This window comes from Parapedobacter sp., assembly GCF_035556095.1.
Classification (GTDB): Bacteria; Bacteroidota; Bacteroidia; order Sphingobacteriales; family Sphingobacteriaceae; genus Parapedobacter.
The window spans coordinates 181,266-203,105 of the sequence record NZ_DATMFT010000018.1; the positions used below are offsets into that span (position 1 = coordinate 181,266).

Sequence of the window (21,840 nt, forward strand, 5' to 3'; positions counted from 1 at the left end):
TCCCCATGAAAATTAGGCTTGTTTTGTTGGTCATGTTATGCTGGGGCATGGTATTGCCGTTAAGTACAATGGCGCAGGATAATGGACGGGATACCGTGTACATCTTCTTGCCGGAAGACGAAGAGTTTCCGAAGTTTTACATGGAAACCGAAGAGATTTTTGAACGGATTCAGGAACTGCCCCGGGACACCGTACGTGACACCATTTACGTCCATCGCTTCGAAGAATTCCTGAAAGGTCACTTCGGAGAGGATTTTCAGCTGAGCCTCCTGCTCCAAGACGTCGATCTTTACCAAACCAAATTGGATTCCATTAAAAAGGCAGACCCCGCCAATTATCGGCTTTTTTACAATTTTTTTGTCAGAAACGATAAGTTGCAGCAGCTTTCGCCAACGTTCGTGGTCAGCGAGGTCTACTTGAATCCGGACAGCGAACGCCCCGAAGTACGCTCCCGCGTGCCCGATTCATTAGTGCATAATTGGCAGAAGACGGTGATGTTCCGGGTGGACGATCGGTTGCAGACGGAACTCTTTCTGCGCGACACGGTATTGATTAAACGGGCCTTGGTGGCCATGTTTAACGAATTGAAACAACTGGAGGGTCCGCAGCGCCTACTCATCTTTCTCCCTGAGTATAACTACAAGCGTAAAAGGGAGCTTGTGCAGTTCATGAAGTCCGTCCGTGTGTTGATGGACGCGAGCACATCATTCAAGTTCGAACGTGATGTTCAGCTCGATTTGGTATTGTCTCACGCCGGCGATCTGGTAAAGCACCACGACGTGCTCTATGCGTTGGCGATTGAGTGTTCGCATGTTGCGTTGTTTTCCGGGGATTTTACGGCCTATTTGCAGGAGCGGGCAGACGCACACGATGCTGGCCCCAAGTTAGCAGGCGACAGCACCACGCGGGATTATTTGCTGCCATTGCAGCTCATCGAGCGTGACTCGTTGACGCCGGGTTTTATCGCGCAACTGCGCAGCCACTATTACATTGCCCGCTATTTCCCCGGAAGTTGGGATATACGTGAAGCCAACCTGACCGAATTCACGATGGACAGCGTATCACCCGTCTTAGTGGCCGATTATCAGGAAAATTACTGGGAAATCTATTTCTTCATACTGGTTTCCCTATTTTTAATCTTCGGTTTCCTGGGCGTTTTGTATCACGTTAACCTCTCGTTTTCCATGTTTGTGAATGATAACATGGAAAGCGTACTGTTGGTCAGTATCGTTTTGGTATTGGAAATTGTGGCTTTGGTCATCAATATTTTTCAGTATATGTGCGAGGAAGACACGTTTACACTGTTTGCCAAAAATCCGATCCTGATTTTCTCATTCCCACTTGTTGTGGTCGCTATTGTGCCTATCCTTCAGGTGCTTTCTAAAAAACGCCGGATACCGCGCTGACCTATCAGGGCCGGATTTAATACTTTGCATTGATTCTATTTTTAATTACGTTTGTCTAATAGAAACACAGGTTTCGGAACTGACTGTTTCGAAACCCGGCGTTTCGGAAGTTTATCTATTTTACAAACCCGGCCAGCCTAGCGGTCCCTTTTATCAGCAGGAAAACGACGAGAAATGTCTTGAACTCGGGAATCCCCGATACCAGATAATACAACGAAAGTCATCAACAAATTAACTCAATAAATTATAATCATAATTATAACTCTTATATATTTGCATAGAATTTAAAGTATAATTAAAATGGAAGTCCCTGCAAATATCATCCCACGCGACCATTATCTGCAACAGGTATTACCATTTGTTGGCCAAAATCTAATCAAAGTGTTAACCGGCCAACGCCGGGTAGGCAAGAGTTACCTTCTCTTCCAATTAATGCAGCATATTCTTCAGCAAGAACCCTCGGCCTCCGTTATCTATATCAACAAAGAAGACCTACGTTTTGATGCAATCCGGAATGCGAACGACTTGAACGATTTTGTAACGGCCCAACTACGCAAAGACCAGCGCAATTACATCTTTATCGACGAGATACAGGATATTGAAAATTTTGAAAAAGCACTGCGATCACTGTTGCTAAGCACGGAGAATGACCTTTACATTACGGGTAGTAATGCGACCATGCTTTCTGGCGAACTCGCCACCTACTTAAGTGGGCGCTATATTGAGTTTACCGTATATAGCTTATCCTATCCGGAGTTTCTGCGTTTCCACGGCCTCACTGATGAAGACACCCATTTAGAGCTATATATGCGTTTCGGGGGATTACCCTACTTGGTCAACCTTCCTTTAGCGGATCATGCGTTTGAATACATCAAGGGTGTGTATTCCACCATCGTGTACCGCGACGTGGTAAGCCGATTCAACATCCGCAACACCCAGTTTCTGGAAAAATTGATCCAGTTTCTTGCCGGGCAAATCGGCAGCCTCTTCTCTGCTAAACGAATCAGTGATTTCCTTAAATCGCAGCGAGTTAACCTCGCACCTAATCAAATACAGCAATACGTTTCCTACCTGGCCAGTGCATTCATCATCCACGAGGTGGGACGGTATGACCTGATTGGCAAGCGCGTTTTTGAGATAGGCAACAAATACTATTTTGAAAACACAGGGATACGCAATGCCATAAGCGGGTATACGGCTGCTGACCGGGGCAAGTTACTGGAAAACGTTGTTTACAACCATTTAACGTTTTGCAGATATTCGGTAAAGGTGGGGACCTTGCAAGCCCTAGAAATCGATTTCATGGGTGAGCGCCGTGGCGAAAAGGTATATGTCCAGGTGGCGCTCAGCCTAGTGGAACAAGAGACCATTACCCGTGAGTTTGGGAATCTCCTTAAAATAGACGATAATTACCCCAAGTATGTGGTATCCAACGATTCCTTTTCGGGGAATACCTACCAAGGTATTATCCACCTCACCATCCGGGAGTTTCTAATGCAGCTCCGCTAGCTGTGTCTCTCAGCCACCTGAAAGACGCTTACGTAGCTTTGGGGCTTCCGCCGGGTCATACGCTTATGGATGGCTCAATACCCGCATTTAAGCGCGCATCATCTTCGGTCGATTGGCGGGAGTCCACCGAAACGACAGGTTATGAAGCGGTGGTTATTAACAATTGCTGTCGAACCTTAAAAAATAAAAACTTGTCTTACGGCAAGCCGAAATATACTTTGTGTTTTATAGCTTAGCGGAAAAGTTGTGGATTCGGAAATTGAGCACAACGTAACAAACGAACATGGCAAAAACAAAAATTAACAGAGATGACATAATTATAGCGGAGAACAAGCTCTTTTCGGCACAATGTGCCAGTGATGTGGATGTACTTGACCAGCTCCTGCACGATGATCTGATCGCAATTGCTCCAACAGGTGAGATTGTAACGAAAGAAATGGACCTCGCTGCACATCGAGCGAAAACAATGATAATTGAAGATGCTTCAACCGATATCAACGACATTAAAATAGTGGACGACACGGCACTGTCCATTGTAACGATGACCGCGAAGGGAAAAGTGGCAGGGACACCAATAGCAGGTAAATTTCGTTATTTTAGGGTATGGAAACGCGTTAATGGTGCATTGAAAGTTATCGGTGCGAGTTTTATGCAATTGCCCGACGGAATTAAAACGAAATTTATGTAAAGATTCTCGGCAACATCGACCAATAACATCGGCGTATCCCGCTACAGTTTCTCGATCTCCTCAATCGGCAATTCCAGTATATCGGCAATCATCGTGTTATCAAGACCGTTTTTCTTCATCTTTCTGGCTGGCCATAGCTTTTCGGGAATATACCTTGGTACGTTCTTGTTCAATCAACCTTTGGGCTATGGCACACTCCAAACGGCTCGTACGTCTACATCCATGTAATCGTGGATCAGCGCTGTCTCTTGCATTGAGAGCTGCAACGTCTATCACCCCTGATCCGGCATCTCTCTGGTATCATTGGCACGTACCGCCCTAAAGTGCGGCGACAACAGCTCGATACCCGCGCCATGGAATTCATCCAACAAGTGCTTATGCAATTCCGAATAAATAATTGCCTGTTTATTTGGGCTTTTTGTATAGGCATTCACTTGATAGGTCACATAAAAATCGTCCAGGCTGCTCTGCAACACAAACGGCGCAGGGTCAGATTCCAACAGTTCCACCTTAGCGGCGGCCCGGGTGGCCAACTCATGCACGCGCTGCCACGTGATGTCGTAACCCATGGTAATATTGGTATGGATGATCAGTCCTTTCTCGGGTGCATCCATGCTGTAATTGATGGTATGGCTGTTCATCACCTGGGAGTTGGGCACCGAAATCACTTCGTTCTTGACCGTCCTTATACGCGTAACCAGCAACGACTTTTCAATAATATCCCCCGTTACCTCACCGATTTTCACACGGTCGCCCACAGTAAACGAGCGCATGTAGGTCAACACCAACCCAGCCACGATATTGCTTAGCGCTCCGGCAGAGCCGAATGTGAACAGTACGCCGATGAAAACAGACACCCCTTTGAATATGGGCGATTCGGATCCGGGCAAATAAGGAAAAATAACGATAACCATGAAAGCGAGCAACAATACGCGCAGAATTTGGTAGGTAGGCATTGCCCAATCGGCGTAGAAGCCCGGTACGGTGAGTGCACCATTTTGGAGCTCGTGGGCGAAAAACTTCAGCAGCTTCAAGAAATAACGGAACATGAAACAGATGACCGCAATGGTTATCAGGTCGGGGAAATAATCCACCGCTGCTAAGCCAATTTCTTTAATCGGCGCAAGGAAATAACCCAGCAAAACGGGCGCGTAGCCACGGGTTGCCGGGAAGAGGTTGAATAGTAGGGGCAAGGCCAGGTAAATTAGGGCTAGAATCAACAGCCACTTCGCGATATCGATGATGATCCAAGCCGCCTTCACCTGTCGGTTTGCCGAAACCAGTTCATAGCCACGCATCCGGATGCCCTTAAACCAGGTTTGCTTGGCGGCCAGCGCCTTCCGCTTCACAAACCCAGCTAGCCTAGTGATTCCTTTGATCAGCAGGAAAACGACGAGAACAATCAACACCGCCTGCAACACCCCCATCAAGACCCTCTTCATGCTCGTCTCGTCGCGGTATGTTGCAATGGACTCCTTGATCGCGGCTAAGTAATGGTCTGCAAGCGACGCTACATCCGTATTCATCCACAGCGCATCCTGGTCGTTCACGCTCACCACCATCTGGTCTCGCCAACGCACCAGGAAATGGTTTTCCTGTTCTTCCAACTGCAGCGAGTCAACACCAAACTCATAATTGTTAGCCAGCGCCTTGATGCGGGACTCTACGGCTGCCGCTCTCTCCTTTGCCGAGTAGCTACCTAAGCTGGTATATATGATGAAGACGGTATCCCTGAAAGGCACGATAGGCACCCCCTGGTTCAGTGCACGCAGGGAATCAACTTTCTGTTTCCGCTGTGCCAGGATAATCGAATCGCGGCTTTTCAATAGATTGATCTCTTCCAGCAACCGTTGCTTTTCACGGCGATCGCCCAACTCGATTGACAGGAGCCGATTTTCCAGCTCCTTGCGTTTGATGGAATCTAGCCGTTGCTGTTCCAGCAGATTACGCAGACTCTCCGATTGCTCGGAAACAGCGGCCGTGGTATCAGCCCTAGGTTCGTCTTGTGCGCCAGCTGCGACGGGACCCAGCCAAAGACCGGCCCCTATCAACATCGAACATATCAGCAATCTCATCGTTTTCCTTTTTTTAAATCCCAACAAGATAAAAAAAAGTAGCCAAATTTAGCAAACGTAGCCGGGACGCATACCGCGCTAGTTGTATTGCACCCTATTTTGCTCGCCGCTCGGAAAACGTGAAAAATGTTGAAATCGCCCGTTCGTACCCGGTGCGCAAAATTGCGATATCTGAGTCAATGGCCATACAGTATAACCACACGCGAGCAATTGCGGTAACGATCCTTGGTCGCGCACAAGAATGCCTGAACGTTTTCCATGGGCGTTGGCGGCATCGCTGACGCGTTGTAAGGCATCGCCGTATGTTGGTTTTTCTTCCGCATCGGATGCTTCCAACGCCATTTTGAGATCTGCTGGACCAACGAACAACACATCTACCCCGTCTACCGCCGCAATGGCTTGCGCTTGGTTAATACCCTCTAAATCTTCGATTTGAGCAAACAACAAGGGCTGAATATCTGATTGCTTCAGTATCAGAAGGAAAAAGAATATCGCCGCTTGGGATCTTAACTATTTGATGTTGCTCTTGAATTTTTAATGCGTTTGCCCTGTGTAGTCAGTTAGTAAAATTTGTTTTTTAATAATTTAAGTTTATAATTGGTTAGCTTTGAAAGCTCCGCCCATCACGCGCTGTCCTGCCTTAAGAAATATCAAATACCGATCTTTTAACTATCTTTGTTTGTCATAACCAACGAGATGTACCTAAATGAATACTAAAATTCCTGCGAAATTAGATGAAAAGCAGGTTTTATTACGGCTCAAAAATGATGATCATCAGGCATTCACGCAGATCTATCAGCATTATATTCGCAAATTATTAGCGATAGCTTACAACTATTGCCGTGACAAAGCGCTTGCGGAAGAAATCGTGCAGGAGGTTTTCGTACGGTTATGGGAACGCCGCCGTACTAAAACTGTTGCGCATATATCGTAGCAACAGTACCCAACGGTTCAACGATTGTTATAAAAAGCGGAATTATGAGTTTCAAAAATATCTTTGTTTTGTTCATTCTTTGTATGTTACCCTGGCTCTGCTTTAGCCAGCCAATCATTACAATAAACGACCGCGATGTCATTCCAAAAATTAGTTTTCCGGGTATCTCTCAAGCCGATTTCAACGATGCGTTCAATGTATTGAGAGAATGCTTGGTTACCGAAGAGCCTAGATTCGGCTTCAGTCAGCCCTTTATAGCGCCCGGTGGGCATTACGGTGGGTGTTGGTGGCAGCTTGATGCCTCACTCAGTCTACATGCAACCAAATGGGTCGATCAACGTTTTTCGGAAAACATGCTCAGGGGCTTTTCCAGTGTCCAGAAAGACGATGGGCGGATTCCGCTCTACGGGCATGATAAAGTGCCAAATTACCCGGTCTGTAGTTCGCTACCCAAACTATTTCAGGCGGCCGACGCGGTACTTAAACAATCAGAAGACGCGGAACTTAAATTATCCGTGTACACGATGTTAAGATCATATCTGGAATGGTGGTTTTCCGATGCACGGAGAGACGTCGAAACCGGACTGATCACGGGTGTATTTGAAGAGTCTTTCCCTCCGGTAGAAAATCAACTGAAAGTTGTGGCACAGGTGGATCTAAACGTTGAAATGGTTCTTGCTTGCCATATCGTGGCTGCACTGGCGAAAGACCTCGGCCGCGCGGAGGATTACGATCGTTATACCACGTATCAAATGGAGCTTCGCTCGGCCATAAACCGGTATATGTGGGACGAGGCTAAAGGCGCCTATTATGCGTACCATGTAAAAGATAAAAAGCGAGACAGCATCTTGATATGTTATACCTTTGATCCTTTGCGCATGCATATTGCACCCCGAGAAAGAATTAGCCGGATGGTTGATTTGCTTACGGATGATGCCCATTTCAATTGGTCAAAATATGCGGTTACGAGCGTAGCCAAGACTGCACCCATCTATACGGAGACCAAGGGCGCATATGACGGTGCTCCGGCTTGGTCAGGAAGTGTTTGGAGTTTGAGAAACGAGGTCATTATCCAAGGGCTGGAAGACATCGGCCGGTACGACCTATCCGCTTACCTGGCATTGAAAACGGTTCGTATGTTCAATAACAATTATACCGAATTCGTCAACCCGACGGATGGGAGCGGCCATGGTGTACAGCGGTACGCTTGGTCCGCTGCGCAATATATTCAAATCCTCGTCGAGAAGATTTTTGGCGTCGATTTCGACCAAAGGAAAAAGACGATCCGCATTAGGCCAAATCTTGACACATCTTTGGTTGGCGAAACGATTTCGCTTGAACGACTCCTATTGCCCAACGGGAACCGCCTAGATTTACACATCGACTATGAGGCGACTTTCACGCGGATTACTTATTCGGTAAGCGGCGAACGGGATGACATGGATATCGTAGTGGGAATTCCAGAAAAAAGCAATGCCCGTGTTCGGGTTATCAATGCAGACGGCAAGCGGATGAAAGCTAAGCGAAGCAACCGACATCATACAGCAATTTATGAGGTTTCTAACGGGACACAACGTACCGGCGAATTTACGTTTTTTCAATAGCACCCCATCCTCCGTAAATATATATTGGAGCGTTCTCGTCCACCTCATCCTTTCTTTGACATCGCAAATTGCGATGTCAAAGATTCGCATTCGAAGCATGGTGGAGATCACCGTTATAATCGAAAAGATTTAGGTTAATTTTAACTACGCCGTGCTGAAATCAATCGCTCATATCCTGCACGCAAAATTGCGATATCTGAATCAATGGCGATACATGTATAACCACACGCGAGCAATTGCGGTAACGATCCTTGGTCGCGCACAAGAATGCCTGAACGTTTTCCATAGGCGTTGGCGGCATCGCTGACGCGTTGTAAGGCATCGCCGTATGTTGGTTTTTCTTCCGCATCGGATGCTTCCAGCGCCATTTTGAGATCTGCTGGACCAACGAACAACACATCTACCCCGTCTACCGCCGCAATGGCTTGCGCTTGGTTAACACCTTCTAAATCTTCGATTTGAGCAAATAACAGGGGCTGAATATCTGATGGAACAGTAGGTGGAGCGACGCCGTAACCGTAGGCTCGCACCGACGACGAATATCCCCGCTTGCCCCGTGGTGGATAACGCATTGCAGCCACACACCGAGCCGCATCTTGGGCGGAACGGACATGGGGAAGCATGATACCGTCTGCACCCCAATCTAAAGCCTTGGAAATCAGTGACGGTTGAAAATCTGGCACACGAATGATCACCGATAGATGAGGGTGATGGGAAATACCCCGTAAAATTTCCGGTAGGGTGGCGTCTGAGACGGCTCCATGCTCAAAATCGATAAGTAGCCAGTCGAACGGATATTGACTTGCCAGTTCGGCGACAACGGGCGATCCGGTACTTATCCAGGTACCCCAGCAAATCGGCTGATCTAAAAATTGCTTTGACTTCTTCATAAGGATGAAATTGACTTGTTACCCTTTAGGCCATCGCATGCGGCGTGAATCCGGTCGATAGTGAACCGCTTCAGGCTTTTATGCCCTGGGTTGTTCAAGAAAAACTTGTCCGACTTATCAAAATAATTGCCTTTCACACGTATGACCGATTTGAAAATGATATTGCGAAGTAAATGAAGCCAAAATCGGCGTTCGAAATCGACCGGAAGGGGTCGAACCTGTTGATAACCACTCACCGCCGCTAGAACGACTTCTCCAGAATGGAAACAACCTAAGAGCGATAGGTCGTCCGTGGGATCGCCCGATACCGCATCATCCCAGTCGATGAACGCCTTGATTCCGCACTCATTATTACCTAAGATGTTCCATAATGCTAAGTCTTTATGTACAAGACATCCGTCAGCTAGATTCAACAGCCTGCTCGACAGGCTTACGACCTCCTGTAGCTCACGGCGTAATTGTGCATCAATGAATTCCGAAGTACACAGAAAATCGAGATGAACATCCCAATTGAGAAAAAAGTATTGAGCATAGGTGTCGTGGTAGCCTTCGAGCTTGCCAGACTGTTCCAACGCAATCGAATTGAAAAGCCCATATTTTTCAGGGGTAATGGACTGCCATATCGCGATATTCCGGCCGATGTCGGATGCAATGCCCACTGTATCTAACAAGCCTGCCTTTTCCAGCACGTTGAGATCTTGCTCAGCAATACACTCCATTACCTGGATAGCAAAGGGTACCTTCGATCTCGAAGTGTCTGTCAGGTACACGTCTGGCGATGGCACGCCCAGCGCCTTAACCTGCGTCAAGATAGCCGACTCGATAATCATATAGTCATCTTTCTCAGGGCCATTCTCTAGTCTAACAAAGTAACGCGCATCCGGGTAAACGGCCAAATAGGTGACGTGATTACCCTGTCCACCCGCAACCGAGAGGCTCTTCAGGTCTTTTCGATAGTTAGTGGTTAAATATTCCTCCAGTTGCTTTTCAATAATCCGGTGTTCATCTGCCGACGTATTATGTGTGTTACCTAGCGTGTAGGGCCGATCTGATTTCCAGTAGTAAACTGCTTTTCTGCTTGCCATGTAATGTGTATGCGCTAAAATTATCAAGGTTCCTGTAGGTCTCGGTCCATTGGAATTTCCTTTTTACTTTTTCGGTTGGGGGCCGTCTGCCAGCGCCAATAGGCGGCTAATAAACCGCCAATCAAGGTCTGCATCACGCTGCTGAAAACGGCAGGAACCGCTGACAGGGGTTCCATGGGGAAATTACGCTTTGCCAGAACGGCCGCCAGACCTCCGTTCTGCATGCCAACTTCGATGGATACCGTACGGCATATAGCCGGGTTGTACCGGAATATCCATGTAAATAGGTAACCCAAAATAAAGCCAGCGATATGGAGCAGACCAGCTGCGATAAATAGTTTCAAAGCGTTGTCTGCTATGGTTCCAGCGCTTTGGGCAACGATGCTTCCAGCAATGAAAACAATAGCCCACACCGAAACAACGGGACCGGCCAGCGAAACCTTTTTCCCAAAATCGGGGAATCTGTAATTAATGAATACGCCCAACGCTACCGGAATCAGTACAACCTGTACGGTGGTATAAAATAACCCCAAAGCGTCGACAGGCACGTATTGGCCAGCCAACAGCTGGCATAATAACGGCGTAGCTACAATGGCAAGCATGGTGGATACCGTAGTCATGATGATGGATAACGCCAGATGGCCCCGTGCTAAGTACGTGATTACGTTGGATGCTGTACCCCCCGGACAACACCCCACAATGATGAGCCCAACGGCTAAAGCGGGTTCGAGTTGCAGCCACTTACCGATGAAATAAGCAGAAAATGGCATGACGGTATACTGTAACATCGCTCCCAAAATAACGGCAAAGGGCATTTTAGTAAGCTCTTTGAAGTCATTCACGTGTAAGGTAAGGCCCATGCCGAGCATAACCAACGCTAATGCTCCCACCATCCAATACCCCGAAAACCAAGCGAACGCTGGTGGATACACGTAACCTAGAAAAGAACTACTGATAATCCAAACTGGATACAGGTTTACAAAGATATTTAGTCCGTTTTTCATTCGAATAATTTGTTTTTAACGGCAATGAAGCGATCAGATTAATTCACCTCCAAACATGATAGTTTTATAAAAAATCAATAAGCATGAATTCCTTTATCATCCAGTACTCCCCCATATCCGGGCCCACCTGCTCCGACATAACCGTAACTTGCGCCACTTTGGTCGGGGCTCACCCAAAAGGAATACAATTTGCCGTTGGTTAGCTGAAAACGAAACTTTATTGGTTTGCCGTTGAATGCCGACAAGTCCTCGCCGCTATCCCATGACACCTTGTACAGCGTTTTGTTGATTTGTATCGGCGTGCATTCCTTTTCCGAAAACCCCTTTAAAACACGCCCATGCTCGTCTAGCACAGCTATACGAAGCTCACCGTCGGGGCAATCTACATTGACGAACAGGTGGTTGCCGTTAAAGACAAGCGGCCTCGTCAGCAATGACCCTTTTTTCCGGCCTGCATCCATCGAGGCAAACCCATCCCGGCGTAACGTGGCCATTCCAATACTTGCACCGGTATAGATACCACGCGACCCATCACTGGCGATGCCGGAATAACCGCAATAAGGGAACCATAGCTCATCACCCTTGACTAAAAACACGCCCATGGTACCATGTAGGTAGGCACGATCCCAATCGCCCTCTTTCCGTGTAGCATTGATAAACGGGCGGCGATCCGGCCGGTGCCAATGGAAGCCGTCCCGGCTGAAGCCAACCTTCAACTCGGTAATCTTAGGGAACTTGCCTTGGTGTGCAATCCGGTTGTCGGGGCCCAAGTGGATGTAAAACTCGCCAATCATCAAGCTTTCATACGCAACCGCATTGAGGCTATAGAGTTGGGCTGGGTCGCCAACGCCCGGATCTGGCTCGTCTAGGGAATCAGCATTTAACCAAAAGACAGCGTTATCCCAATCGCGTCCCTCCAGGAATCTATCGCTTTCGTGGTACCACCGGGCGCGGCCCAATCCACCCTTTTTTATGCTATACACCCATTTGTCGCGAAATGGGTTATGAAAAAATGAACAGTAGTCTCCAGCGCTTTGGGCCAGTCGCCCCTGCGACCAAATGCGCCCATCGCGCGACACATGTAACGTGTGGCTCGTCCCGTCTTTTAGATGCCCACCCCGCTCGATGAGCGCCTTATACTTTTCATTCGGGTTGACAGCCTGGTTGTCGATCCAAACGGCATTATCTCCACCGGCGTAAAGCCAGCCTGGAGGCAAGATGATATTTTGGTCGACCATCCCGAGGTCCGGGCGGTCCCAGTTCAACAAATCGGTGCTGGTGGCCATCGCCAATCCACCCCGCCAGCCGGCGGTATAGAACATTTTAAAAATCCGGTCGCCGTAATCGTAGAACACGCCACCATGCCCCAGGTAGGTAACGTCGTGATAGCCTGGCTCGGGAGAACCTTCGGGAACCTTTTCATGGACGGTCTCCGCCTTAAAAACCGGGTTCAGCGGGTGCTTCTTAGCTTGGTGGTAAGTCCGTACCAAGTCGGTTTTATCGATGAGAAAATCGTCTACGAATAGTTGCCGCCCCACGTCGATATTGATGACCGCCGGCGGATTAGTAAGATAGGGGACATCCATCGGTACAGCCGAACGGGGATTACGGTCTTTGGGAGGCCACTGTTCGGGCAAGATAATCCCATTGTAAAGCGTGTCGCCTTGACGGGCCGGTTGGGCGAAGCCCATCAACAAGACGCTGGTTAACAGCAACAGTGTGCCTAGCTTCTTTTTCATGTACGATTTTAAATTTGGTCTCCCATGGGTGAATCCTTAATTAACAAATACCAACTTTATTTCTTTTTTTTCAGCGGTCGAACAGCAGTCATCTTCAGTTTGGATTGAGGGCTGACAAGCCGACCTGCAAGGATATCGGCTTCGGTGAACTTCGCGAGCGCTATTTCACCGGGCCCGCGGTTATGGTCGTACGTAATATAGATGGTGCCGTCCGGTGCCTCAAATCCATCCGGATAGGTTACTTTATTGCGATCATCAATAACCAATCCGCCTTTCCAAGTCTTACCATCATCTTCCGAAAGCCAAGCGCTAAACTGATTGCGGCCCTCGTGTTTATGCAACGCAGCGCCGTTTTTGATCAATAAGAGTCGGCCCGAAGATAATCGCCTGACAAAGAAACGCGAACTGGGGTGCTGGATATCAGCCGCGGTAAAATCAGGCTCAGACCACGTGTACCCCTTGTCGGGCGAAAAAGACTCCATGATGCCTTTTCGTGTCCGTGCCGTCATCCACAATTGGCCATCGTTCTTTTCCACGATCATGGCTTCGTGCCAGTCCGGATTCGGGAAGGTACGTATACCCCGTAATTTCCAACTTTCCCCTTGGTCTGTAGACACCAGTACATTTACCCCCCGGTACGGATCGAGCTCCGGGAACGTTCCTTTGAACGGGCCGAAGCCCTCGTTCTGCAACAAGTAGGATGGCAACACCCACTCCCCGGTAGAAAGCACGGTAGGCTTACTCAACATTGCACCGTGCGATATGCGTTTCGGCGCAGACCATACCGGGTTTTCATCGTCTGGATTGTCGCTGGTAATCGCCCACAGCCCACCCCTACCGTCAAAGTGGTTGAGGGTCTGGTCGAAAAACAACCAGAGTTTCCCTGTTGGATCGGTCCAAAAATTACCAATAATAACTGTCCGTTGTATGGGAATAGCCGATGAGCGCCCATCGATGACCAGCCGGGGCTTGGACCAGGTCTCTCCATTGTCGTCACTGGAAGCCGCCAACAAGTATGAACTGGGGCAGTCACATTCACCGATCCATGCCAGCCAAATACGGCCACCTGGTGTACGTTCGATGGTGAGCGACATGACATAATGCTGCGTATCATAGTCGTATTCCGGAAGTGGCGACGTGTTGATTTCGGGCGGTATTAAGGCCAGGTCGGCAACCTGTCGCATGAGTTTGGTTTCATAATCCTTCAATTCTGCAGCACTCATTTTCTGAAACTTAGCCTCATGCTTGAGGTTCCGCACTTTACGAAGATCACGGTCGTTTTGAGCAAGACAAGGAAGTACGAAAACAACACAGAAAAAAATAATCAATTTGTTCATAACCGATATAATTGTTTGATGGGGGTATTTATAATAGTTCCTCTTCTTCACTAACTGGTGCATTTATATGGGAGATACTTTCGCTTATGCTAAAGGTATTACCCGAACCATCGGTAAATTGATAGTGCAACTCAAAATGTTGGCGTGCGCTGTCGTAATAATTCCCCCCCAAATCAACCACATCTGCATTCCCATAAGGCGTTATGGAAACCGTGGTGCCATCGGGTGCGATCGTCAGTACCATAAAGTTCGTTTCTAGTTTTTTCAGATCGCCGGGCAAGTTATGGATCGGCAAGAGCACCGTATTTGCAGACAACGCTTTCAATTGCGGTTGGATGGTACGTGAAACCGTTTCCGTTTCGGAAGAGATGCCGGTATAATCACCTGAATAACCGTTTACCATAAACGGCTCATAAACGATGGATCGCAATTGCGGATTAATATCGTACGCCGCACTGTTCGATACGATGGAAAAGGGTAAGGCATAGGGTATAAAGGGATCGAGCCCTTCGGTACGAATCGGAATCGCTATGGTTCCGTATTGGTTACCTGCCTTGATGGTGACCGATAGGGTTTCAGGAAGTTCATAATGACCTTCGGGAAGTAGCTCGCGCACCGTATAGTCCGGGTCGCTTAACGACCGGATGTCATTGAGCGAATCGAGCGAGAAAGGGTCGAACTTAAGTTGTACGATCACATCCTCAGTTATCGGTTGCGACGAAGCGCAATATACGGATAAAACAGCCACATTCTCCTGGCCATAATGGTGCGCAGATTGATACAACAGATTATTGCTGTTTACCATATAAACGGTCTTTTTATACTGCTCGCCAAAATCAACTTTTTCCGTGCACGATGAGTGAAGCATTATGCCCGATAAGAAAAGTAAGGTGAGCCTGATCATATGATGTACTTTCATTTTGAGAATTAACTATGGTTATCGAAAGGTTAGTAACCCTGCATTTGGTCCAGTTTTGGATTCTTGTCAATCTCTGCTTTCGGGATAGGCCAAAAGGTCTGGCGATCCGTGAAAACTTTATACAGGTAGGGCAGCTCCCGCACCTGGATGATGTTGTAAAATTGATCGCGCTCGGCTTCCCGGGCACTGATATTCAATCCGCGCACCGGCCGATTTTCGAATACGGCGGCTCTTTTGTTCCGCCGCAGGTCAAAGTAGCGCCTGTTTTCCCAAGCCATCTCCAACTGCCGCTCGCGCTCAATTAGTTCCCGCATTTTCTGCCGGTCAGCGGTTTCCAAGGCAGTGATTCCGGGCAAACCCGCCCGGTAACGAATGAGGTTAAAGCAGCGGCGCATTTCGGCTTCATCCCGAAACACGGTAATCTCGCCAATCGTATGCGTACCTTCCAGTTCGTTCATGGCTTCCACATAGTTCAGGTAAATTTCAGCCATGCGGTACACAATGTTGTATTTATATTTCCGCCGGCCGCTTTCCATCCACGAGTCTTCGTAATGGATAAATTTGCGGGGTACATATCCGGTCATCGGGTACTCGATACCTGTGAATCCCGATCCGGCTTGTGCATAGTCCTTACCACTCTTACCATCGGCATAGAATTTGGCGGTTTTCCCATCCCGGTTATCCACGTTCTGCGGTGGAGTGGATGTAGAGGGATACCATGAATTATTGAACCCGATACTGGCATAAAAGCGCATTTCCCGATTGGCGTACCATTTGTAGGTTCCGCCGAGAAGCGTAAACCCATTGCTGTTTTTTTCGCCCGACCACGTGATTTCATTGCTGGTGAAGCCCGCTTCATAGGGGTACTCGGCACTCGCTTGATCAATTGTGCGCCCATCGGCCATGTAGTATGCATCCACCATATCCTGGGGAACGAAAAATGTAGCGTATCCGTTTATGACGTGTGGAGCCATATAACGGGCAAATGTGTTGACATCGGAAGATTGGCGACTGAAAAGCACCTCAACATTTTCTGAAACATTCGTGCTTTCCCCATTAAACATATCAGCGTACGAATGGAAGTGATCTATGCCGCCGGCACCATTCGGAAAAGGAGCACTTTCCACGTTAGGCGGCAGCGATGGGGTATTGTTCATGCTAGCCACCGTATAGAGGTCGTTGGGTTTAAGATCAACCAAACGTTTGGCGGCTGCCGCGGCCTTTGCCCATTTCTCTAAGTCTCTTTGCGGATTGAGGTAAGGTACGCCCGCCTCGTTCCGCCATCCGGAAAACTCCGCATTCTGCCCATTGAACAATGGGCTTGCAGTATACAGCGTAACACGCGATAACAATGCCCTCGCCGCATTTTTGGTGGCCCGCCCCATGTTCGAGTTATCCATCACTTGCTCGGGGAGCCACTGAATGGCTTCCTCTAGTAGACCACACACGTAATCGCTGCATTCGTCCCAGGTATTCCGCTCTGTCATAAGCTCGTCAAGCGGGGTGTCCAGGCCGTAGGGCACGTCTGGCACAATCGGCACCGGCCCCCACGCCAGCATGAGTTCAAAATAAATCGAGGCCTTTATAAACAAGGCTTCGCCTGTCCATTCAATGCGTTCGATCTCGGTAGCTTCCTTGCATTCATTTACCCGCGAAATAAACGTATTCGCTCGCCGGATACCTTCATAGAAAGCCCCCCATCGGTTGAAATTATTCAACAGCTCAGGTGTCATCTCGTTGTTCGTAAAAAAATTGTGGTTATGCGATTCACTCAGTCCCCGCTTATAGGCCACACTGCCTTCATCGGAAATGAACGGATAGGGCATTGACATGGAACCACTGCCCAAGGACGTACCATTGTCCACCAAATAAGAATATACGTTGTTCAAGTACCTTTCGGTATAGACCCGTTTGGCAAAAACAGTATCCAGGGTAAACAAGTCGGTGATATAAGGATCGATATCAAGGAAATTTGAACAGGAATGAAAGAGCACACTCACTGCCATTAACATGCCCGATGCAAAGAACACCAATTTCCTCTTGGTTGATTTTATATAATTTCGTATCATAATGAGATAGCTTACGGTTTAAAACGAAAGTTGCAACACCAGCGACCACGAGCGCGTCAGCGGGTAAACGGCCCCGTTACTGCTCGCCTGTTCGGGGTCTGAATACTTTACCTTGTCCCATAAATAAAGGTTATCACCTATTGCAGAGATCCGGAAGGAGCTGGCGGCTATTCGCTCAACCCACGCTCGCGGAAAACTGTACCCAATTTCCAATGTTTTCAACCGCAGGAAACTGGCATCTGCCAACCAGAAGGTGGAGGGCCGGTTGTTATTGATATTCTCACCATAGGTAAGGCGTGGAAACCGGGCGTCAGGATTTTCAGCCAAGGACGGGTCAATGCCATGCGCCACAGCATATTCCATGGGTACCCACCGGTTCCTAGGGTCATTGACGATGCTGAGCACGTTGCCCGTTTCGCCCCCCGAAAAGGGATAATAACCAATGCCTCCCCGGAAAAAGTCGGCCTTACCCTGCCCCCGGAAAAACACGTTGAAATCAATCCCCTTCCACGATACGCTTCCGGCAAAACCATACTGAACCTTCGGGATGCGTGAGTTGCCGATAGGTACAATATCGTAGCTATCGATAACACCATCGCCATTGACATCCTGATACTTGATGTCGCCGGGAAGCACCGTGCCGAACTGGCTCGGACTGTTGCTGATGTCTGCCTCATCTTTAAACAATCCAAGCGCAATCAACCCGCGTGTTACGCCATTACTGGATCCCTTATTGGCCAGATACGGGTACCGTACGGGCGGTTCATCATAATCTACTATTCGATCCCGTGTAACGGTCAGGTTACCCCGTGCTTCAATGTCAAACTCCCCAATCCTACGGGAATAGGAAGCTGTCCCGTCCATTCCCCAGCTTTTCATTCTGCCCACATTGCCCCATACGACCGAATTGATACCCATCATTCCCGGCAAGGTCTGTCTTACCATGAAAATGTTGTCGCGGCGGTCCATGAACGCGTCCACCGTCAAGCTGAAAGCATTCCACATTTGCAGGTCGAGACCGAGGTTCTGTTTTACAGCACTTTCCCATACCAAACCGCTTGAGCCAAGCACGTCTTCGCTCACACCCGGTACCTGCGAAGCAATGTCGCCAAACGCATATCCCCGGGCTTCCGTGTTTACGGTGGTGAGGTATGGAAAGCGCACATCCGCCCCGTTCCGGGTAATCTGGTCATTACCCACCAGGCCATAGGAATACCTCAGTTTTAACATATCGATAAACGGAAACCGCGATTGCACGAATTCATAATTCGAGATGGCATAACCCAATGCGATCGATGGGAAAAATCCGAAACGCTGGCCTTTGGGGAAATTTTCTGAACCGTTATAGCCAAAATTACCCTCGATGAAGTAGATATCGTCAAAAGAGTACGTAAGGCGCCCCGCTATCCCCTGATTTCGCTTGGGTATCGATAACAGTTCATCGCTTACGTCTGTTCGTTGATTATCGCGCTGCTGGTAGAGGAATAGCAACCCAAGCCGGTGTATATCCTGAATGGCTTTGTTGTATTCCGCTTTGGCCTCCACATACGCGGTACGGGTACCGTATGAAGACGTGGCGAATTTCATCGGCGTCTGTGTTAATACCCTTTCGGTAAGCAGCTCGCCGGTAGCCCAGCTACGGTCGACCGCATGGTACAAATCAGGCATTTTAGTCCGCGAGGTCAAATGGTTATTGAAAAGATCAAAAGATACCAGCCCCGCCACTTTCAACCCATCCAGCCATTTGCTCAAATCCTGCTCGATTTTCACTACTGACTCAATCCGGTTATCGCGGTTGGTAAGAAAGCCGGTTTCATTAAGCTGGACGATGGGCGAGGTGTTGATGCCCGACCCATACGATGGGAATTGGCCATTGGAATATCTGATCGGCACCAGCAGCGGGGTGAGGTTGGCCTGCGCCTGCCAAATGTTGGCGGTAGTTCCAATGCCCGGGCGGTTCTGGTCAACCAACGTTGCAGAAATCAGGAGAGAGACCTGCGTCGATTTGGTCACGTCTACATCGATATTGCTACGGAATGAATACTGGTTTCGGCGCACATTGGAATTGTAACGTTCCATCCCGGTTTGGTTGTAAATGGCATCATTGGTGCGGTAAAAGCCACTCATGTAATAACGGGCCAGTTTACCACCGCCCGAAATATTGACATTTCCTTGGGCACCGTAGGTATGGTCCTTTAAGATCACGTCTTGCCAATTGACGTCGGGGTACAGGTCGGGGTCCATGTTATATTTGATGATGTCAAATATTTCCGGTGAATATACAGATCGGTCTCCCCGAACGGTCCGGGCTTCGTTAGCGAGACTGGCATAGTCATAAGCCCCCAAGTATGCCGGGAGGCGCGGTAGGTACTCCATCATGGTCTTTACATTGGCATTGATGGATATTCTGCCTTCCTGGCCACGCCTCGTATTGATGATGATAACCCCATTAGCTCCCCTTGCACCGTATACCGCTGTGGCAGAAGCGTCTTTCAGGATTGAAAAACTCTCGATATCCTCTGGGGCTAACTGGCTTAAGGCCCCGGCACCACGGTCGATACCGTCGATCAATACCAGCGCACTGGCTCCCCCACCAAATGTACTGATGCCGCGGATCCAAAACTCCGATACATCGTCACCTGGCTCACCGCTGCTCTGTACGCCGATCAATCCAGATACACGGCCAGCCAATGCATTGGTCACCGATGTTACCGCTCCGGATTGGAGTTCTTTCGGTTTAACGGTCGAAATAGCACCGATGACACTAACCTTCCGTTGCGTGCCGTAGCCTACGATGGTCACCTCCTCCAGCTGCTCTTCGCTAGGCTCCATGACCACATTGATTACCTGACCGGCAGCCTTTCCCGTGGCTATTTCCTGCGTTTTGTACCCCACATAAGAAAAGATAAGCCCCGATTCGGGATCCACGGTGATTTCGTATTTTCCCTCCGTGTTGCTGAAAGTAGCCGTTCCCTGCTGGTTTTTGGAAAGGATACTTACACCCGAGATTACTTCGTTTTCCGTATTGGTTACTACGCCCGTTACCTTTATGGCTGTTTGGGAAAAAACAGTCATACTCATGATGACACCCAAAAGCAGTGCGAACAGCTTCTTCAGGTATTCCATAGATTTATATTCCATCATAACGTTATACTGATTATCAGGTTGAATTATTGGATAGATACGCAGCGTATCAAAAAGTTGGTGGTTTCCCCCAGATATACAATGCCATCGGCGGTTACCGTTGCACCTAATGGGCGCCCCAATATCGCTTCGGCAGGTTTACCGTCCTTATATCCTTGTACCCCGGGTGTTCCCGCAAATATCGTGGCGCTGCGTGCATTCACATCGAATTTCCAAATGACGTGATTAGTGAAATCTGCCCCGTACAGATTGCCATCCCGGTCTGCAGTAATCCCTGCACAAGGAGAGCGTACCTGTTCACCAAATCCCTCGATTGCAGAACCAATGCCATTTCCCAACACGTATTCAACTTCGTTATTGGTAATCCAAGGCGTCGTTCTCCCTGCGGGGACATGAAATGGATCAAATCGGTTTAACCGCCCTGTTACCTCCGATATCGCATATATCTTCCGGTCCATCGGGTTAAAGGCGAGGTTGGAAATACCCGGAATGTCGAGGTTTTGGCCGATAAGTTCTACCTTTCCACTTTTTTGGTCTACCCGAATCAATTTTTGACCATGCAGCGACATCATGTATACGTATTGGTCATCGGCGGCGATATTCAACATATCCGTGTTGCCCAATATGTAGTTACCGTTATCATCCTTCTGATCATACACCATCACCGGGGTCATGTAGTTGTTTTCCTTCGATAATACGGCGAAAAGCTCCGGTCGTCTATTCGCTGCCCTTATCCCCACAAAACACTTATCGTATTGGGTATTGAATACACAAGCAAACGGATTGGAAACCGAAGCAACGGTAACGACTTTATTATCTTTCAAAGAGAGCAACCGTATTTTGTGTGCCTGGTCATCCACTACGATGATGTTGCTGCCATCCTCATCGGCCGCCACTTTCGCTGGACGCTGAAAAGAAGCTTCCAAAGCCGGTCCGTCTATCGCTTGGTTTTTACCAAAAACCCCAGCGACCGTCGTAACCGATGACCTCAGGAGGTAACGGAATTGCGTGTTTGTCAATTCAGCTTCTTTAGGCTGACTGCTGCCGTTCCCCTCCACCGTCACTTTGATGGTGGAATGGTCTCCCGGCTGTTTGGGGCACATCGCATAGATGGCGTTATTCTGCACCCCCAAGATCAATGCTTTCTTTTCGTTGAAATAAACGTTGATTTTGTCCGGGTCATTTCCAAAGTTGGAACCGCTGATGACGACCCGCGTGCCGTAGCCACCGCTTTCAGGACCAATTGCACTAACTTCGAGCGGCTTGCTGGCATCGTGCGGAATGTCGTACGGGTTTGGTGCTGTTGATGTTTGCTTTTCGCAGCCCAATATCACCATGGACATCACCGTTAAAGCGACTGCAATGCGGTATTTTTGCAGACATCTCAAAAAAGCGAGTAAATGTTTAGTTGCCATATCTTTTGATAATTTTGATGGT

General features: G+C 48.5%; 17 protein-coding genes. 5 read left to right on the forward strand and 12 right to left on the reverse strand.

Annotated elements, in window-relative coordinates:
* Positions 1–5: 5 nt before the first annotated feature.
* The 3 genes from VNQ80_RS09165 to VNQ80_RS09175 all read left to right on the forward strand — a co-directional run bounded on the left by VNQ80_RS09165 (position 6) and on the right by VNQ80_RS09175 (position 3,603).
* A complete protein-coding gene (locus VNQ80_RS09165) occupies positions 6–1,406 on the forward strand; it encodes a hypothetical protein (protein ID WP_325637713.1) in 1,401 nt (466 codons plus the stop codon).
* Positions 1,407–1,706: 300 nt separating this feature from the next.
* Positions 1,707–2,915, forward strand: coding sequence for an ATP-binding protein (locus VNQ80_RS09170; protein ID WP_325637715.1), 1,209 nt, complete (start codon positions 1,707–1,709; stop codon positions 2,913–2,915).
* A gap of 283 nt (positions 2,916–3,198) precedes the next feature.
* Positions 3,199–3,603 (forward strand): nuclear transport factor 2 family protein, encoded by a 405-nt coding sequence (locus VNQ80_RS09175; RefSeq protein ID WP_325637717.1) that lies wholly within the window; start codon positions 3,199–3,201, stop codon positions 3,601–3,603.
* 41 nt (positions 3,604–3,644) lie between these two features.
* Here VNQ80_RS09175 and VNQ80_RS09180 read toward each other — a convergent pair whose 3' ends face one another.
* The 3 genes from VNQ80_RS09180 to VNQ80_RS09190 all read right to left on the reverse strand — a co-directional run bounded on the left by VNQ80_RS09180 (position 3,645) and on the right by VNQ80_RS09190 (position 6,125).
* A complete protein-coding gene (locus VNQ80_RS09180) occupies positions 3,645–3,776 on the reverse strand; it encodes a hypothetical protein (protein ID WP_325637719.1) in 132 nt (43 codons plus the stop codon).
* 99 nt (positions 3,777–3,875) lie between these two features.
* Positions 3,876–5,678 carry a mechanosensitive ion channel family protein gene (locus tag VNQ80_RS09185; RefSeq protein ID WP_325637721.1) on the reverse strand — a complete coding sequence of 601 codons (1,803 nt, stop codon included), beginning with the start codon at positions 5,676–5,678 and terminating at the stop codon, positions 3,876–3,878.
* 78 nt (positions 5,679–5,756) lie between these two features.
* On the reverse strand, positions 5,757–6,125 hold the full coding sequence (locus VNQ80_RS09190; protein WP_325637724.1) for an aldolase/citrate lyase family protein: 369 nt from the start codon (positions 6,123–6,125) through the stop codon (positions 5,757–5,759).
* Between the two features lie 259 nt (positions 6,126–6,384).
* On the opposite strand from VNQ80_RS09190, the gene VNQ80_RS09195 reads away from it, so the two are divergent.
* Both VNQ80_RS09195 and VNQ80_RS09200 read left to right on the forward strand, forming a co-directional pair.
* Positions 6,385–6,612: an RNA polymerase sigma factor gene (locus VNQ80_RS09195; protein ID WP_325637726.1), complete on the forward strand. Its 228-nt coding sequence runs from the start codon at positions 6,385–6,387 to the stop codon at positions 6,610–6,612.
* A 44-nt stretch (positions 6,613–6,656) separates the two neighbouring features.
* Entirely contained in the window at positions 6,657–8,216 is a 1,560-nt protein-coding gene (locus VNQ80_RS09200; protein WP_325637728.1) for an MGH1-like glycoside hydrolase domain-containing protein, read from the forward strand.
* Positions 8,217–8,356: 140 nt separating this feature from the next.
* Here the strand turns inward: VNQ80_RS09200 and VNQ80_RS09205 are convergent, their stop codons facing one another.
* From VNQ80_RS09205 to VNQ80_RS09245, 9 genes are all read right to left on the reverse strand, one after another.
* The gene (locus VNQ80_RS09205) at positions 8,357–9,106 is read right to left on the reverse strand and encodes an HpcH/HpaI aldolase family protein (RefSeq protein ID WP_325637730.1); all 750 of its coding nucleotides are present in this window, start codon (positions 9,104–9,106) and stop codon (positions 8,357–8,359) included.
* The gene (locus VNQ80_RS09210) at positions 9,103–10,191 is read right to left on the reverse strand and encodes an aminoglycoside phosphotransferase family protein (RefSeq protein WP_325637733.1); all 1,089 of its coding nucleotides are present in this window, start codon (positions 10,189–10,191) and stop codon (positions 9,103–9,105) included. The genes VNQ80_RS09205 and VNQ80_RS09210 overlap by 4 nt, the downstream gene beginning before the upstream one ends.
* Positions 10,192–10,214: 23 nt before the next feature.
* Positions 10,215–11,195, reverse strand: coding sequence for a bile acid:sodium symporter family protein (locus VNQ80_RS09215; RefSeq protein WP_325637735.1), 981 nt, complete (start codon positions 11,193–11,195; stop codon positions 10,215–10,217).
* A 74-nt stretch (positions 11,196–11,269) separates the two neighbouring features.
* Entirely contained in the window at positions 11,270–12,934 is a 1,665-nt protein-coding gene (locus VNQ80_RS09220) for a hypothetical protein (protein WP_325637737.1), read from the reverse strand.
* A gap of 56 nt (positions 12,935–12,990) precedes the next feature.
* Entirely contained in the window at positions 12,991–14,271 is a 1,281-nt protein-coding gene (locus VNQ80_RS09225; RefSeq protein ID WP_325637739.1) for a sialidase family protein, read from the reverse strand.
* 28 nt (positions 14,272–14,299) lie between these two features.
* A complete protein-coding gene (locus VNQ80_RS09230; protein ID WP_325637741.1) occupies positions 14,300–15,190 on the reverse strand; it encodes a BT_3987 domain-containing protein in 891 nt (296 codons plus the stop codon).
* Between the two features lie 29 nt (positions 15,191–15,219).
* Entirely contained in the window at positions 15,220–17,259 is a 2,040-nt protein-coding gene (locus tag VNQ80_RS09235; RefSeq protein ID WP_325637743.1) for a RagB/SusD family nutrient uptake outer membrane protein, read from the reverse strand.
* Positions 17,260–17,277: 18 nt separating this feature from the next.
* The gene (locus tag VNQ80_RS09240; RefSeq protein ID WP_325637745.1) at positions 17,278–20,403 is read right to left on the reverse strand and encodes a TonB-dependent receptor; all 3,126 of its coding nucleotides are present in this window, start codon (positions 20,401–20,403) and stop codon (positions 17,278–17,280) included.
* A 26-nt stretch (positions 20,404–20,429) separates the two neighbouring features.
* Positions 20,430–21,818, reverse strand: a complete 1,389-nt coding sequence (locus tag VNQ80_RS09245; RefSeq protein WP_325637747.1) for an IPT/TIG domain-containing protein — start codon at positions 21,816–21,818, stop codon at positions 20,430–20,432.
* Between the last annotated feature and the right edge of the window lie 22 nt (positions 21,819–21,840).